The organism is Streptomyces sp. SID13666 (assembly GCF_010548325.1).
Classification (GTDB): domain Bacteria; phylum Actinomycetota; class Actinomycetes; order Streptomycetales; family Streptomycetaceae; genus Actinacidiphila; species Actinacidiphila fildesensis.
The window spans coordinates 56,992-71,689 of the sequence record NZ_JAAGLX010000019.1 but is presented as its reverse complement, the minus strand read 5'-3'; the positions used below and the strand labels follow the sequence as shown (position 1 = coordinate 71,689).

10 protein-coding genes are annotated in these 14,698 nt (G+C 71.8%); 5 read left to right on the top strand and 5 right to left on the bottom strand.

Translation table 11 applies throughout. From position 1 onward, the window contains the following. Positions 1 to 113 precede the first annotated feature (113 nt). Both G3I60_RS23670 and G3I60_RS23665 read left to right on the top strand, forming a co-directional pair. Entirely contained in the window at positions 114 to 1,610 is a 1,497-nt protein-coding gene (locus G3I60_RS23670) for a hypothetical protein (RefSeq protein ID WP_164296472.1), read from the top strand. Between the two features lie 353 nt (positions 1,611 to 1,963). Next, on the top strand, positions 1,964 to 3,424 hold the full coding sequence (locus tag G3I60_RS23665) for an alkaline phosphatase PhoX (RefSeq protein ID WP_164296470.1): 1,461 nt from the start codon (positions 1,964 to 1,966) through the stop codon (positions 3,422 to 3,424). Positions 3,425 to 3,485: 61 nt separating this feature from the next. On the opposite strand, the gene G3I60_RS23660 is transcribed toward G3I60_RS23665, so the two are convergent. Both G3I60_RS23660 and G3I60_RS23655 read right to left on the bottom strand, forming a co-directional pair. Continuing rightward, positions 3,486 to 4,736, bottom strand: coding sequence for a TerD family protein (locus G3I60_RS23660; RefSeq protein WP_164296509.1), 1,251 nt, complete (start codon positions 4,734 to 4,736; stop codon positions 3,486 to 3,488). A gap of 97 nt (positions 4,737 to 4,833) precedes the next feature. Continuing rightward, entirely contained in the window at positions 4,834 to 5,643 is an 810-nt protein-coding gene (locus G3I60_RS23655) for an NAD(P)-dependent oxidoreductase (protein ID WP_164607686.1), read from the bottom strand. Positions 5,644 to 5,829: 186 nt separating this feature from the next. On the opposite strand from G3I60_RS23655, the gene G3I60_RS23650 reads away from it, so the two are divergent. The 3 genes from G3I60_RS23650 (at position 5,830) to G3I60_RS23640 (ending at position 9,351) form a co-directional block, all read left to right on the top strand. Further along, the gene (locus G3I60_RS23650; RefSeq protein ID WP_138359545.1) at positions 5,830 to 6,762 is read left to right on the top strand and encodes a 5-dehydro-4-deoxyglucarate dehydratase; all 933 of its coding nucleotides are present in this window, start codon (positions 5,830 to 5,832) and stop codon (positions 6,760 to 6,762) included. Positions 6,763 to 6,827: 65 nt separating this feature from the next. Beyond that, positions 6,828 to 8,042, top strand: a complete 1,215-nt coding sequence (locus G3I60_RS23645) for a hypothetical protein (RefSeq protein ID WP_164296466.1) — start codon at positions 6,828 to 6,830, stop codon at positions 8,040 to 8,042. A 61-nt stretch (positions 8,043 to 8,103) separates the two neighbouring features. Next, complete coding sequence (locus G3I60_RS23640) at positions 8,104 to 9,351, top strand: hypothetical protein (RefSeq protein ID WP_164296464.1); 1,248 nt, start codon at positions 8,104 to 8,106, stop codon at positions 9,349 to 9,351. 16 nt (positions 9,352 to 9,367) lie between these two features. Here G3I60_RS23640 and G3I60_RS23635 read toward each other — a convergent pair whose 3' ends face one another. Genes G3I60_RS23635 through G3I60_RS23625 form a run of 3 tightly spaced genes read right to left on the bottom strand, consistent with a single transcriptional unit; the run spans position 9,368 to position 14,669 of the window. Then, on the bottom strand, positions 9,368 to 9,811 hold the full coding sequence (locus G3I60_RS23635; protein ID WP_164296462.1) for a hypothetical protein: 444 nt from the start codon (positions 9,809 to 9,811) through the stop codon (positions 9,368 to 9,370). Between the two features lie 41 nt (positions 9,812 to 9,852). Then, positions 9,853 to 10,188, bottom strand: a complete 336-nt coding sequence (locus tag G3I60_RS23630; protein ID WP_138355032.1) for a hypothetical protein — start codon at positions 10,186 to 10,188, stop codon at positions 9,853 to 9,855. 11 nt (positions 10,189 to 10,199) lie between these two features. Then, positions 10,200 to 14,669, bottom strand: a complete 4,470-nt coding sequence (locus G3I60_RS23625; RefSeq protein WP_164296460.1) for a DUF6531 domain-containing protein — start codon at positions 14,667 to 14,669, stop codon at positions 10,200 to 10,202. Positions 14,670 to 14,698: the final 29 nt, after the last annotated feature.

The window sequence follows — 14,698 nt, the reverse complement described above, 5'->3', positions numbered from 1 at the left end:
CTTGACCGGAAGGTGAACCGGACGTGCCGCGTGCCGACGCGTCTAGGCTGGGTTCGCGCTGCCCCACCGGCGCGGCGCTGTCACCCCCCACCGCTGTTGAGGAGAACCCCGCCATGGCCGCTGACCGCCTCGCCCTGCCGCCGGTGCGGCTGCTTCCCGAGGACGAGCTGGCTCGGCTCGCGCTCGCCGTACCGCTGCTCGAGCGTGCGGTCCGGCTGGCCCGCTGGGCCGGTCCCGACACCCGGGTCGACGTCATGGGCGAGCTGACGGAGGACGACCGGCTGCGCGCGGCGGCCGAACTCGGCCTCACCGCCGACCAGGACGGCCTGGCCGAGACCTCGCAGGCCTGGGGCATCGCCCTCGACACCGGCATGGTCGAGCTGGAGATCGACGAGGCCGCAGGTGAGGCCACGGAGCCCGGCGACCCCGCGGGCACCGCACTGCCCGGCGAGGCGCTCTCGCAACTGACCGCCGGTGAGCCGCAGGACGTCCTGGAGGTCTGGCTCGCCACCGCGGAGGCCGCCCTCGCCGAGGCCGCCTCACCGGACTTCGAGGGGCTGCGCGCCGCCATCGGCGGCGACCAGGACGACGACGGGGTCCTGGACCTCGACGCGCTGGACTGGGACCCGGAGGAGGAGGCCGAGTTCCTCGACACGGCGCTCGCCAACCTGTACGCGTACAGCGCGATGGAGGAGGCCGGGTACGAGTCCGTGCCGCTGCCCGTCCTGGCGGCCTCGCTCGTCGTCCCCGAGGACATGGACGAGCCGACGGACGCCGTCCTCGAGGAGGTCACCGAGGTCATGATGCGGCTGGACGACCACTTCCGGCTGCTCGCCCCCACCGGCCTGATCGAGTACCGGCCGGTCGACGACGCGCTCATCGAGGAGACCGACGAGGACGGGAGCGCGGGCGACGAGGCCCTGCTGGCCGAACTCGACCCGGAGGAGATCTCCCGCTACGGCCTGGTCCGGCTCACCCCGCTCGGGGTGTTCGGCGTCCGCGCCCGGCTGCTCGACGCGGGCGCCCACGCCCCCGCCACCGGCGACCTCGCCGACCGGACCGCGGCCGTGCTCCTGGACGCGATGACCGACTACCCGGACCAGGCGGCCCGCGCCGAGGCCGAACTGTGGCTCGACGGCCGCAAGCCCGACGAAGCGGCGCGCGACCTGCTCATCGCGTCCACCGGCGACGACCTGGGCGCGCCCGGCCGCCGGCTGATGTGCCAGCAGACCCTCGGCCTGCTCGGCCCGGACGCCGAACCCGCGCTGCGCGAGGTGCTCGACGACCGCCGGCTCGGCGGGCTGGCCCGGGTGTGGCTCACCGAGCGCGGAGCGCAGGACGTGCCGGCGCCGGACGAGGCGATGGTGTTCTGGCTGACCGTCGACACCCTGGCCGCGCAGCTCGACTCGGACCACGGCCCCGAGCTGCTCGCCGAACTCGTGACCGGCCTCGTCGCCCAGCACGACGGCTTCTTCGACGCGGTGTGGCGCGTCGACCACCCGGCCACGTCGGACGTCCTGGAGGCGATGGGACGGCTGCACCCCGACAAGGCGGTCGCCAAGACCGCCCGCAAGGCCGCGTTCAAGGCCCGCTCCAAGGCGAGTGGCTGAGACGACAGATGCCGCACGGCGCCGCACCAGGTGGTGCGGCGCCCGTTGGACCGAGCAGCGCCGTTGTACCGAGGGGCGGAGTGCCGTGGTTCCGCGCGGTGAGGCGCCGTTGCGCCGAGGGGCGGACCGCTGGGCCACCGCACGGCGAGGCGCCGTTGTCCTGAGGGGCGGGCGCCGCTATACCGGGGGTGGGGCGCCGTCGCGCCTGGTGTCCGCCGGGCCGGAGGAAGCCGGTCCGATCACGTTGTCGAGCTCATCCGTACGTCGCCCGCCCGTGGCCGGACGCAGTTCACACGGCGTTCTTGTCGGGGCAGGAGCGTAACCGCCGCAGCCCGCGACAGAAGGAGCCCAGAGTGCCGCTCACCCGAAGAGACTTCGTTCAGCGCACGGCGATCACCGGTGCCGGTGTAGCCCTGGCCGGTGCCGTCGACGTACTCGCCACCGCCCCGGGCGCGCTCGCCGCGGACACCCCGGCCACGACCGCCGCCAAGGCGGCGGCCGCCGGGCACCACGCGCCCGAGCTCGGCTACGGCCCGATCGTCGAGGACCCGCAGGGCCTGCTCGGGCTGCCGGCGGGCTTTTCGTACCGGGTCATCACCCGCACCGGCGTCACCACGCTGGAGACCGGTGAGTCCACCCCGTCGAACCACGACGGCACGGCCACCTTCGAGGGCGTGCGCGGTGCGACGCTGCTCGTCAACAACCATGAGCTGCGCGGCAAGCGGGCCGACTGGCCGCACCCGGTGCCGCTCATCGAGGGCCTGGTCTACGACCCGGCGGCGGCCGGCGGCTGCACCGTCGTCGAGGTCGCCAAGCACGGCGACCACGTGGCCGAGTGGGTCGGCATCGCCGGTACCTCCACCAACTGCGCGGGTGGCGCGACTCCCTGGGGCACCTGGCTGACCTGTGAGGAGACCGAGGACAAGGCCGGCTCCAACGGCATGACCAAGGACCACGGCTACGTCTTCGAGGTCGACCCGTACCACCGCAAGGCCAACCTCGACCCGAAGCCGATCAAGGCGCTGGGCCGGTACGCGCACGAGGCGGTCGTCGTCGACCCCAAGCGCGGCCACCTGTACCTCACCGAGGACGCCTCCGGCCCGAACGGGCTGCTCTACCGCTGGACGCCGCCGGCCGGCTTCCACCACGGCCGCGGCCACCTGGACACGCTCGGCGACACCGCCGGCGTGCTGCAGGCGTTCAAGTGCTTCGACTCCGGTGGCAAGTTCGTCGACGACCTGTCGCGGGCGACGAAGACCGGCACGGTCTACGGCGTGGACTGGGTCGACGTCCCGGACCGCGACGCGAAGACCGTCTCGGTGCGCAAGCAGTTCGCGGCCGGTGAGGTCACCCGGGCCCGCAAGCTGGAGGGCATGTGGTGGGGCGACGGCGGCACCTACATCGTCTCGTCCTTCGCCCGTGACGAGAGCCCCGTGCAGCACGACGGCGCGGTCTGGTTCTACGACCCGAAGCGCCGCACGCTGACCCTCAAGGTGCTGCTCGGCGTCAACCCCGACCCGGGCGCCGACGGCCCGTTCGACGGCCCGGACAACATCACCGTCTCGCCCTACGGCGGCCTCGTCATCGCCGAGGACGGCGAAGGCATCCAGCACCTCTTCGGCGCTCTGGACGACGGCCGGACCTACCCGATCGCCCGCAACGAGCTGAACATCGGCACCGACCTGGAGCCGGCGTACAGCGAGTTCACCGGGGTGACCTTCTCGCCCGACGGACACACGCTGTTCGCCAACATCCAGGAGCCGGGGATCATGCTCGCGATCACCGGCCCCTGGCGTCGGCAGAAGCACTGCTGACCGGCCGCACCTGCTGACCGGCCGACGCTGCTGATCAGGTGACCAGCCGGCCGCCGTGGCGCTACAGCGCCGCAGCGGCCGGCTTCACCATGCCCTTGGCGCTGCGGGAGTCGATGAAGTCGCCCAGGGCGGTCATCTCCCACTCGCCGGAGAACTGCTTGACCATCTTGCACATCAGGACCCCGGTGCGGGCCTCGCCGTTCGTCAGGTCGAAGCGCACCAGCTCCTCGCCGGTGGCGCCGTCCAGGAGCCGGCAGTACGCCTTGGCGACCTTGTTGAACTTCTGCCCGGAGTAGGAGTTGACGGTGAAGACGAGGCCGGTGACCTCGGGCGGCAGGCCGCCGAGGTGGACGGTGATCGTCTCGTCGTCCCCCGCGCCCGCGCCGGTGAGGTTGTCGCCGGAGTGCTGGATGGCGCCGTTGATGATGCTGAGCCGGCCGAAGTAGCAGGTCTCGATGTGGTTGCGGGTCGGGCCGTACGCGATGACCGAGGCGTCCAGGTCGATGGCCCGGCCGCCGAAGGCCGGCTCCCAGCCGAGGCCCAGCCGCACCGAGGACATCAGCGGCTTGCCGCCCTTGACCAGCGAGACGGACTGGTTCTTCGTGAGGCTGACCCGGCCCTTGTCCAGGTTGATCTTCGCCGGAGCGGCGGGCGCGGCCGGCGGCTGCGGCGGGGGCGAGCTCGGCATGACGGGCGGCGGGCCGAAGCCCTGCGGGGCGGCGGGCGGGGCCTGGGGGGCCTGCGGGGCCGCGGGTGCCTGGGGAGCCGGGGGTGCCTGCGGGGCGGCTGCCTGCGGGGCGGCCGGGGCGGCGGTCGCGGGCTCCTCCACGCTCACCCCGAAGTCGGTGGCGATCCCGGACAGCCCGTTGGAGTACCCCTGGCCGACCGCGCGCACCTTCCACGCGCCACCGCGCCGGTAGACCTCGGCGACCACGAGCGCGGTCTCCGAGCCCAGCCGGGGCGGGGTGAACGTCGCGATGACGCTGCCGCTGTCGGCGTCCCGGACGGTGGCCGTCGGTTCGGTGCCGGCGAAGGTGGCACCCGCCGCGTCCAGGCTCGCCGTCACGACGATCTTCTCGATGCCGTCGGGCACGGCGCCGGTGTCCACGGTGATCGAGTCGGGTCCGGTGCCGCGGCCCGACCGGTGGGTCACGCCCGGGCCGTTCGGCTGGTTGTAGAAGACGAAGTCGTCGTCCGAGCGCACCTTGCCGTCGGCGGTGAGCAGCAGGCCCGATACGTCGAGCCGCACGGGTGCGGTGACGTCCACCGCTACGCGCGGTACGGAGAGCGGGACATTCGAGCCGGGTGTCATTGCGGTCATGCCCGGGTAACGATCGACCCGGCTTTGCGGTTCCATTACCTTGCGTCATCCGTGGAGAACGCGCCGGGCGCACGGTCCGCCTCCGCCGTCAGTACGGCCAGATGGGCGGATCGGTGCAGAAGGGCCCGCCCAGGTGGGCGTGGTCGGGGTTGGCCGGGTCGAGCTCGCCCTGCTCGGCGACGAGGGCGGCGGCGTAGGGCTCGGAATCGTCCTGCGGCTCGTAACCGAGTGCGCGGGCCGTCGTCAGATCCCACCAGAGGCGGGTGTTCGCCGAGCTGCCGTAGGCGACGGTGTGCCGGACGTCCTCGGCGGTGAGCGCGGCGTGCAGCAGCCGGGCGCAGTCGGCCGGGCTCATCCAGACCGAGAGCATCCGTACGGAGGTCGGCGCCGGGAAGCACGAGCCGATCCGCAGCGAGACGGTCTCCAGGCCGTGCAGGTCCCAGTAGAGGGAGGCGAGGTCTTCGCCGAAGCACTTGGACAGCCCGTAGAAGGTGTCCGGGCGGTGCGGGGTGCCGATGGGGATCAGCGGGTCGTCTCCGGCGGGGCGCGGGGTGAAGCCGACCGCGTGGTTGCTGGAGGCGAACACGACGCGCCGTACGCCTTCCTCGCGCGCCGCCTCGTAGAGGTGGTAAGTCCCTTCGATGTTGGACCGCAGGATCTTTTCGAAGGGTGCTTCCAGCGAGATGCCCGCGAGGTGGATGATCGCGTCGACGCCCCGGACCGCCTCGCGCAGCGCGCCGGCGTCCGTGAGATCGGCCGTGACGGCGTCCGGTGCCCCTTCGACGGGCCGGACGTCCATCAGGCGGAGCTCGTAGCCGTACGCGGGCAGCAGGTCGCGCATCAGGGTGCCCACGCCGCCCGCGGCGCCGGTGAGCAGGATGGTGCGGGGAGCAGGCATCGTTCTCCTCCGTGGACATCATTCATATCTATGGACAGGCTAAAGAGCGCCCCTGGCACCGTCAAGGCATGCCCGTTCGCTTGACCGGCGCGGCTGAACTCGCTTAGCGTGGCAGCGTTCACGAATATGGACGTGAATCAGAAGAGCGCACAGCCAGAAGAGCGCACAGAACTTCAAGGGGATCCGATGACCTCAGCCTCACTTGCCGAGCGCCTCGACGGCCTGCTGTTCTTCCCCGTCACCGCCTACGGCCCGGACGGCGAGCTGGATCTCGACATGTTCCGCGCGCACGTGCGCGAAGGCATCGAGGCGGGCGCGGCCGCGGTCTTCGCGTGCTGCGGCACCGGCGAGTTCCACGCGCTGACCCCCGAGGAGTTCCGGGCCTGTGTCGCCGCGGCCGTCGAGGTGTCGGCCGGCCGGGTGCCGGTGGTCGCGGGCGCCGGATACGGGACCGCCCTCGCCGTGCAGTTCGCGCGGCTGGCGGAGGACGCGGGCGCGGACGGACTGCTCGCCATGCCGCCCTACCTCGTCGTCCCCGACCAGGCCGGTCTGCTGCGGCACTACTCGGGCCTCGCCGCCGGCACCGGGCTCGACATCATCGTCTACCAGCGCGACAACGCCGTCTTCGAATCCGAGACCGTCGTCGAACTGGCCAGGATCCCCAACATCATCGGCCTCAAGGACGGGCTCGGCGACCTCGACCTGATGCAGCGGATCGTCAGCGCCGTGCGCACCGAGCTGCCCGAGCGCGACTTCCTCTACTTCAACGGCCTGCCCACCGCCGAACTCACCGGCCTCGCCTACCGCGGCATCGGCGTGCTGCTGTACTCGTCGGCCGTCTTCTGCTTCGCGCCCGAGATCGCCCTCGCCTTCCACAAGGCGCTGAACTCCGGCGACGACAAGACCGTCAACCGGCTCATCGACGGCTTCTACCGGCCGCTGGTCTCACTGCGCAACCAGGGCCGCGGCTATGCGGTCTCGCTGGTCAAGGCGGGCGTCCGGTTGCGCGGTCTGGACGTCGGCGAGGTGCGGTCGCCACTGGTCGAACCGTCGCCCGCGCATGTCAAGGAGCTTGCCGAACTGATCGAGCGCGGCATGGCGCTGCTGAGCGACAGCTGACGAACGGGCGCCCGGTGCGGCAGCATCGGGCACGCGTGTGCCGACCCGCTGCTTGAGGAGCCAAGTTGAGAGCCTCCGCCTTCGTCTACCCGTGGGACGTCGTCGGTGACCCGGACGCCCCGCGCCGGATCGCCGACCTCGGCGTCCAGCAGGTCACGCTCGCCTCCGCCTACCACTCCACCCGTGCCCTGACCCCCCGCCATCCGCGGCAGCGCATCGTCACTGCCCGGCACGCGGCGGTGCTCTACCCGCCGGACCCCAAGCGCTGGAGCGGGCGCTCGCTGCGCCCGTACCCGCAGGCGTGGGTGCCGGCGACGGACGCCTACGGGGAGGCGGCGGCCGCGCTGTCGGCCGCCGGGCTGTCCGTCCACTCGTGGGTGGTGCTCGCGCACAACTCCCGGCTGGGCGAGGAGTTCCCGCGCACCTCGGTGCGCAACGCCTACGGCGACCGCTACCCCTGGGCGCCGTGCATCGCCCAGCCGGAAGTACGGGCCTACGCCGTCGATCTCGCGGTGGAGGCGGCGGTCCGGCCGGGGACCGACGGGACCGAACTGGAGTCCTGCGGCTGGTACGGCGTCGGCCATCTGCACGCGCACGACAAGATCGGCGGAGTGCCGCTGGGCGGGGCCGCCCAGTACCTGATGTCGCTGTGCTTCTGCCGCACCTGCCGGGACGGCTACGCGGGGCTCGGGCAGGACCCCGACACCCTGCAGAGCGCCGTGCGGACCGCGCTGGTGCCGGTGTGGTCCGGCGAGCGGGAGCCGGGGCCCGCCGACCGCGCGGCCGAGTGGGCCGAGGTCGAGAAGCTGCTCGGCGTGGACCTGGCCGGTGCGACGCTGTGCTGGCGCGCCATGGTGGCGCGCCACTTCCAGCGGGAGATGGTGTCCGCGGTACGCGCCGGGGCCGGCTCCGGCTTCCGGATCCTGCTGCACGCCGACCCCGGCCCGCACCGGACGGGCGCGAACGTCGGCGTCGACGCGGAGGACGTGCTCTCGCACGCCGACGGCCTGGTGCTGCCCTGCGCCGGCGGCGCGGCCGAACGGGCCGCCGTGCTGAGCCCGTTCGCGCCCCACCGGCGCCCGGACACCGTCCTCGCCGCCAACTTCCCCGTCGTGGCCGGCATGGGCGGCAGCCCGCGCACGCTGGCCGCCGACGTGGCCCACGCGGCGGGCCTCGGCGCCACCGAGGTACGGCTCTACCACGCGGGCCTGGCATCCGACGCGGACCTCGAAGCGGTCCGCTCGGCCCTCGGCGCCCTGCGCTCCAGAACCGACTTGTAGGGTTTGCGGCCGGCCTGTAGAACTGCCCTCACGTGCTGAAACAGCCTGTGGGGGGCCTAGCGTGACCACTGAACCACCCGCTTCCGGGGACGAGTCCGCCATACCGGACGACGTCTGGGAGAAATTCGTCCAGGACAGCGAGCAGGACATCCGGGCGCAGGCTCCGAAGGAGCCGTCGGCACGCGCCCGGATGGTCACCGAACGGCTCCGGCGCGAGGCCGAGCTGGCCGAGCAGCAGCAGAAGAAGAACAAGCGGTGGGGGCGCGCACCGAAGGCGAAGCCGGGCGAGCCCGCCGGCTGGCGCACCGGCCCCGCCTGGCAGGACAGAGAAGGCCGGGCGACCCGGCGGCGGCTGCGCGGAGCGCTGGGTGTGCTGCTGACCGTCGGGGTCCTCCTGGCGGTGCTCTACCCGTCCACCGCGGTGGCCTGGCTGCACGGTGACTTCGGCAACGCCGCGGACTCCACCGATTCCACGGGCCACCGCTCGGACGGCTCCGGCCGGCCCACCGCCGGCCAGACCACCCTCCCCCCGGAGACGGCGCCGCCCACCGCCGCCCCGTCCGTCGACCCCCTGGCGGACACCCCGACGCTCGCCGAGCCCTTCCGTGGCTCGCCGGCCGCCCAGTACGCGGACGGCGCCGCCGGAATCGTGCTGCCCACGGCCCGGCCGGTCGGCCGGATGACGCGCAAGCAGGTGGAGTCCGCGCTGAGCAGGACCAAGGAGTTCCTGGTCGACACGAACCTCAACCCGGCGACGCTGCGCGGGGAGCGCCCGCAGCTCGCGATGGGCCTGGTCGACCCCCTGCAGACGGAGATCACCTCGCGCTGGGACGCCTCCTTCCGCAAGCCCGACAAGGAGCACGACCCGCTGCTGGTGGCCAGCCGGTTCAACCCGGCGGAGGTGAAGACGGTCGGCAGCGTGATCAAGACGCGCGGCCTGATCACCTTCAAGGAGGGCAGCTCCGGCTCGGTCACCGTGCACGCCGACGTCACCTTCGTCTATCCGGTGACCGCCGCCGGCGGCTCGACGGCCGTCTCCCGCACCATCGTGCGGCGGGTGCTGGACTTCGACGTCGCCGACCCCCGGATCGAGCAGGTGACCGCGGGCAGGCTCTGGGTGTCCGGGTACCGGCAGGACATCGGCAACACGGCCTGCGACATCTACGACGGCTTCCTGCACCCGAGCATCGGCCCGGACAAGAACGCCTCCGCCACCCCGGGCCCCTCCGCGTCCCAGATCGACCCGTACGACCGCAGCAGGCCCCTCGACGACGCGAAGAAGGACTGCGGCGAGGTCACCCGCGTCTGACCCGCTCCCGCCCCGGTCATCCGGGACGCGCGACCAGCGGCGCGAAGCCGGCCAGTGACATCTCGAGATCCTGCCGGCCGGCGTCGTCCGCCGGCAGGAGGGGTAGCTGAACGTCGGCGAACTCCTTCGCCGCCGCCCACACCGCGGTGACGACGGCCCGTACGTCGGACCGGTCGACCGGCGTCCCGGGGGCCCGGGTGGTGATCGTCCCGTCCTTCGTCAGGGAGAACTTCAACGAGAAGGACGAGTCGGCCGCGCCGAACGCATGGCCGCCGCGGCTGGCTTCGACGAGCGAGCGGAGCCCGTCGAGAAGCAGGGAGACGGAAACGTGGATCATCATCGCCTGGTCCGGCGTACGGCCGCGCGATGAGTACGAACCCAGGTTCCCCGTCACCACCATGTGCCCGAGGTCGAACCCGGAGGGCGGCGGCAGATCGTCGACGGAGAACGCGAATCGCACCGACGCGACGGAAGGCTGGGGCGAGTCCACGCGGTCCGACCTCAGTCGATGACGGTGAACCAGCAGATGTCGCCCGAGTCGGGAAGTCCGGGCATGGCCCGGACCTCCGCGGCGATCCTGGCCAGTACCTCGGCCGGGTTCCCCTCCCACGCGGCGAACGGGGTCTCGTCGGACGCTGTGAGATCCCCCGCTCGCGCACCCGCGCTCAGCAGGTCACCGACGATGCGGAGGGCCAGCTCCTGCTGCCGGTCCATCGTCGCCCCCCGGCCGAGCAGGCCGCCGACCGTCCCACTGATGACGGAGAAGCCCACCCAGTCGTCGTGGGCGTATCGGACGAGATAGTCCAGCTCGTTCGCGTACTGCTCTGCGGAGAACATCGTCCTCGGTCTCAGGGATGGGGGGCGTGGAAGCGCTTCATGTCGAGTTTATCCACGTCGTTGTAGTCGATCGTGGGCCCGCCCATCAGGCCCTTCTTCTGGGAGGCGCTGAAGGGCCGGTACGTCACCGTGGCCTTCGGATCGTCGGAGAGCCGCCACAACTCGATGTCTCCCTTGGGGGTCGTTTTGACCTCGGGGGGCCCGAGCTTCGCGTGCAGATCGGCCCGGACGTCCTGGAGTTTCTGCGCGTCGATGATCCTGACCCCGGTGGCGTCCTCGACGCCCAGCATGTTCCCGTGCTCGTCCACAGCGGTCGAGCGTGCCGCGTCGTGCCGGGCCTGGTCGGCGGCGTCCAGGCACTTCAGGCCCAGCGGGTCCGTCCAGGTGAACGGGTTGGGCACGTAGGCGTGGTGGTTCGGCGCGGCTTCCAGGCCCAGCGGGTCGGGGGACGCGAACCGGGCGGCCGCGGGATCGTAGTAGCGCTGGAAGTTGTAGTGCAGGCCCGTCTCGTCGTCCAGGTACTGCCCGGGGAAGCGCAGCGGGCAGTCCGCCGGTTGCGTGCTCCCGCCTCCGGGGACCGTGCCGCCCCAGAGGGTGGTCTGCAGGTGCCAGGCGATGTCGCCGTCAGGACCGACGAGTTCGGTGGGTGTGCCGGTGAGGTCGGTGACGATGGCGTAGAAGCGGCGGTCGACCTCGGCCTGGCCGGTGCTCTGGGAGACCGGACGGTGGGTGCCCGGAGCGTAGTCCCAGGTGGTGGCGGTCCCGTCCGCGGTGACCTGCTCGGCGAGCCGGGTGCCGTCCCATGTGAAGAGGGTTGTCCCGGCCACGCTGCCGTCCCCGGCCAGCCGCTCCTTCGCGGTACGCCGGCCGAGCGGGTCATAGCGGTAACGCCACGTGGTGTCGTCCGGGGTGACCACTTCCACCAGCCGGTCCTCGGAGTTCCACGTGTACGTCCAGGTGCGGGTCTGGCCGTTGAGCAGCCGGCGGGTGCTGCGTACCAGCCGGCCCTCGCCGTCGTGCTCGTGGAGCGTACGGCCCGCGTGCCGGAGCAGGGTGCCGGTGAACGTCCGCTCGCCTCCCTCGGCGCCGGCGCCGGGTGAGTCCGCCAGCGTGAGGTTGCCCACCGCGTCATAGGCGTACGACTCGGTCCAGTCCCGCCCGTGCACGCCGGTGATCCGGCCCGCCGCGTCCAGGTCGAAACGCCGTATGCCGCTCACGCTGTCGGTGATTCCGGCGAGCAGTCCGTCCTCCCGGTAGGCGTACGACCGTTGCCGGACGATACGCGATTCGGGTCCTGTCGAGAGCAGTTGTCCGGTCAGCCGGGACAGCGGGTCCCACTGCTGGGAGAGTGTCGCGCTGCCGCCCAGGTGTCGTTCGGTCTCCCGGCCCGCGCCGTCGTAGGCGAAGGTGATCGTGGTGTCCTGGGCGGTGAGGGCGGCCGGACGGCCCACCCCGTCGTACTCCCAACGGGAGACCGCGCCGGACGGTGCGCGCCGCTCGACGGTCCGGCCCGCACCGTCGTACGCGAGCGTCATGGTGCGGCCGTTCACGGTCTCGGCCAGAATCCTTCCGGCGGCGTCGCGTTCGATGACGACGTCGGCGTCCGCGTTGGACATGCCGGCGAGCTGCCCGTCCAGCGTGTAGGCGAAAGCGGTGACGGCTCCGTCGCCTGCCTGCTGCCGGACCGCACGGCCCAAGGTGTCGCGGGTGTAGGTGAGGCTCTCGCCCGAACCGTTGATCCTGGTCGCGAGACGGCCGGCGGCGTCGTGCTCATAGCTCAGGGTGCGGCCGTTGAAGTCGGTCTCCGCGACGACGCGGCCCGCCGCGTCATAGGCATAGGTCCAGGTGCGGCCCAACGGATCGGTGACGGCCGTCAGCCGCCGCTCGGTGTCATGGGTGAAGTCGTAGGTCGTCCCGTCCGGAGCGGTACGCGACCGCGGCAGATCGAACGCGGTCCACGACCGGCGGGTGGTGCGACCGGTCTGGTCCGTGTGTTCGACCAGATTGCCTTCGGCGTCCCAGGTCCAGACCTCGCTCGCGCCGTCCGCACCCGTGTAGCGGGCGAGCCTCCCCTCGGCGGTCCAGTGGTAACTCGCGCCATGACCCAGCGGATCGGTCACCCGGAGGACGCGTCCGAACGGATCGCGCACGCTCCTCCGGGTGCTGCCGAGGGCATCGGTCACCGCGACGGGCAGCCCGGCGGGGTCGTTCTCCACCAGCTGGGTGTGGCCGAGCGGACCCGTGATCGAGGTGCGGTGACCCCGCTCGTCGTAGGTGAAGCGGGTCTCGGCGCCGGTGGGGTCCACGATGGCGACGGGGTTGCCCCGCTCGTCGTAGGCGCGCGTCCACCGGGCGCCGCCCGGTTCCACGACCTCGACGGGCAGTCCCATCCCGTTGTAACGGGCTCGGGCGGCGGAACCATCCGGACGCAGGACCGTGGTCAGGTTGCCGTCCGCGTCGTAGGTGTAGCGGACGGTACGGCCCAGCGGATCGGTGCGCGACAGCAACCGGTCCCGCCGGTCCCACTGGGAGAGCGTCGTATGACCGAGTTCGTCGGTCACGGCCACGACCTGGTAGGCCTCGTCCATGCGGTAGGTCTTGCTGTGTCCGTGGGAGTCGGTCACCACCGTGGTCCGGTTCTCGTCGTCGTAGGAGAACACGGCGTCGAGGATGCCGCCCGATCCGGCGGTGGCTGTGCAGCGTCCTTCGGTGTCGTAGGTGTAGCGGTACCAGAAGCCGTTGCGGTCCTCCCAGCCGGTGATGCGCCGTTCCGCGTCGTATTCGAGCGTGAACGGCGTCGGGGAGGAGTTGTAGATCTGCGTGAGGTTGCCGGCGGTGTCATAGCCGAACCGCTGCAGGACCGGGCGGTCCTCGTGGCTGAGGAGGCGCAGCGCGGTGATCCGCTGGTCCTCGGTCTCGATACCTATCCGGTAACCGCCGCTGTGCCGTACTTCGGCGGGGACACCGTCGTCGGTGTACGTGATCTCGATGCGGACGCCGTTGCGGTCGGTGATCGCGGCCAGTGGAAGGCGGGCCGACTCGCCCGCGGCGGGTGGCTGTTCGAGGACGAAGTGTGATGTGCGCCCGGTGGCGGGGTCGGTGACGGACATGCTGCCGCCCGCCGTGCCGTCCCAGGCCAGCGGCCGGGTCGTCCCCACGACCGGCAGTACCGGCAGGCCGGGCTGGGGTCGCGGGTAGCACAGGCTCATGCCGTCGGCGGTCCGGAACACCACACCCTGGTCGTCGACCTCCAGGTGCTGGTCCAGGGTCGACGCCCAGGACGGGCCGAACCAGCGTCCGGCGCGGTAGGACGACACATGTGTCCGTTCCAGGACCAGCGGTAGGGCGCCCGGCAGATGGACATCGGTCTGGGGCATGATCATTTCGCCCGAGGCCACGTCTATCGGGTCCTTCTCGCAGACGCGCTCGCTCAGTTCCTTCGCGTCCTTGCGCAGCGCGGGCAGTCCCTTGCGCAGGGCACCGGCGACGTCCCCGAGGTGGCTGCCCATGCCCTTCATCAGCTTGGGCAGGTTCTTGGCCATCTTGAGCAGGCCGCCGGCGGTGGTGAGGCCCTTGAACATGGGGATGCAGTCGAGCGCGGCGAAGGCCACGTCCCACAGCGATGCTTTGCCTTGCGCGTATTTGATGAGCGTGTCGGCAAGGACGACCAGCGCCGCGGCGAGCACGATCCAGGCCAGCGGTCCGCCGATGATCATCACGATGATGCCGAGGACCGCGACGATGACCTTGCAGACGGCGACGATGTCGTCCCAGTGGTCGGCGACCCAGTCGACCGCCTTTTCCCACCAGTGCTTGTTCTTGATCCCCGCGTCCGACGCCTCATGCAGGGCGTGTTCGGCGGTCGAGGCGGCGGTGTCCCGCAAGTGGGCGGCCTGTGCGGCCAACTCCTTTGCCGCGTCGAGGCGCTGCTGCGCGTCGTGGACGGCGGTGTTCGCGGACTTCTGCGCGTTCGAGGCGTCCAGCGCGTTGCGGGTGGCGGTACGGACCTCGTCCGCGGACGGCGGTTCCACGCCCGGCTTCGGATCGGCCTGGTACTCCTTGGACTTGTCGCCCGCCCGCTTCACCCAGTCGTTCGCGTTGCCTTGCGTGGTCTTGGCCGCGTCCAGGTCCTGGCGGGCCGTACGACCCTGCGCCAGCGCCCGGTCGGCGTCCGCCTGCGCCGTCTCCAGCTTCGGCCAGTACGTCTCCAGCGCCCCCGACGCCAGCCGGTAGGACTTCTCCAACTTGCCCAGCTCGCCCGGCAGATCCCCGAACTGCTCCCGGTACGCGTCCGCCGCCAGCCCGGCCCAGTCCTGCACGGCGTTGTTGCCGCTCAGCCCGCGCACCGAGCGCAGCGCCGAGGACACGTCGTCGGCGAAGTCGCCCAGTTTGCGGGCGAGTTCCTTCACCTCGTACGGGTCCCCGGGGACCGGATCCCGGTCCAGGTCCAGCACATGCCAATCCGTCGGACGATTCGCCACGTTGTTCCCCCGTGTGTGATCAACTCCGC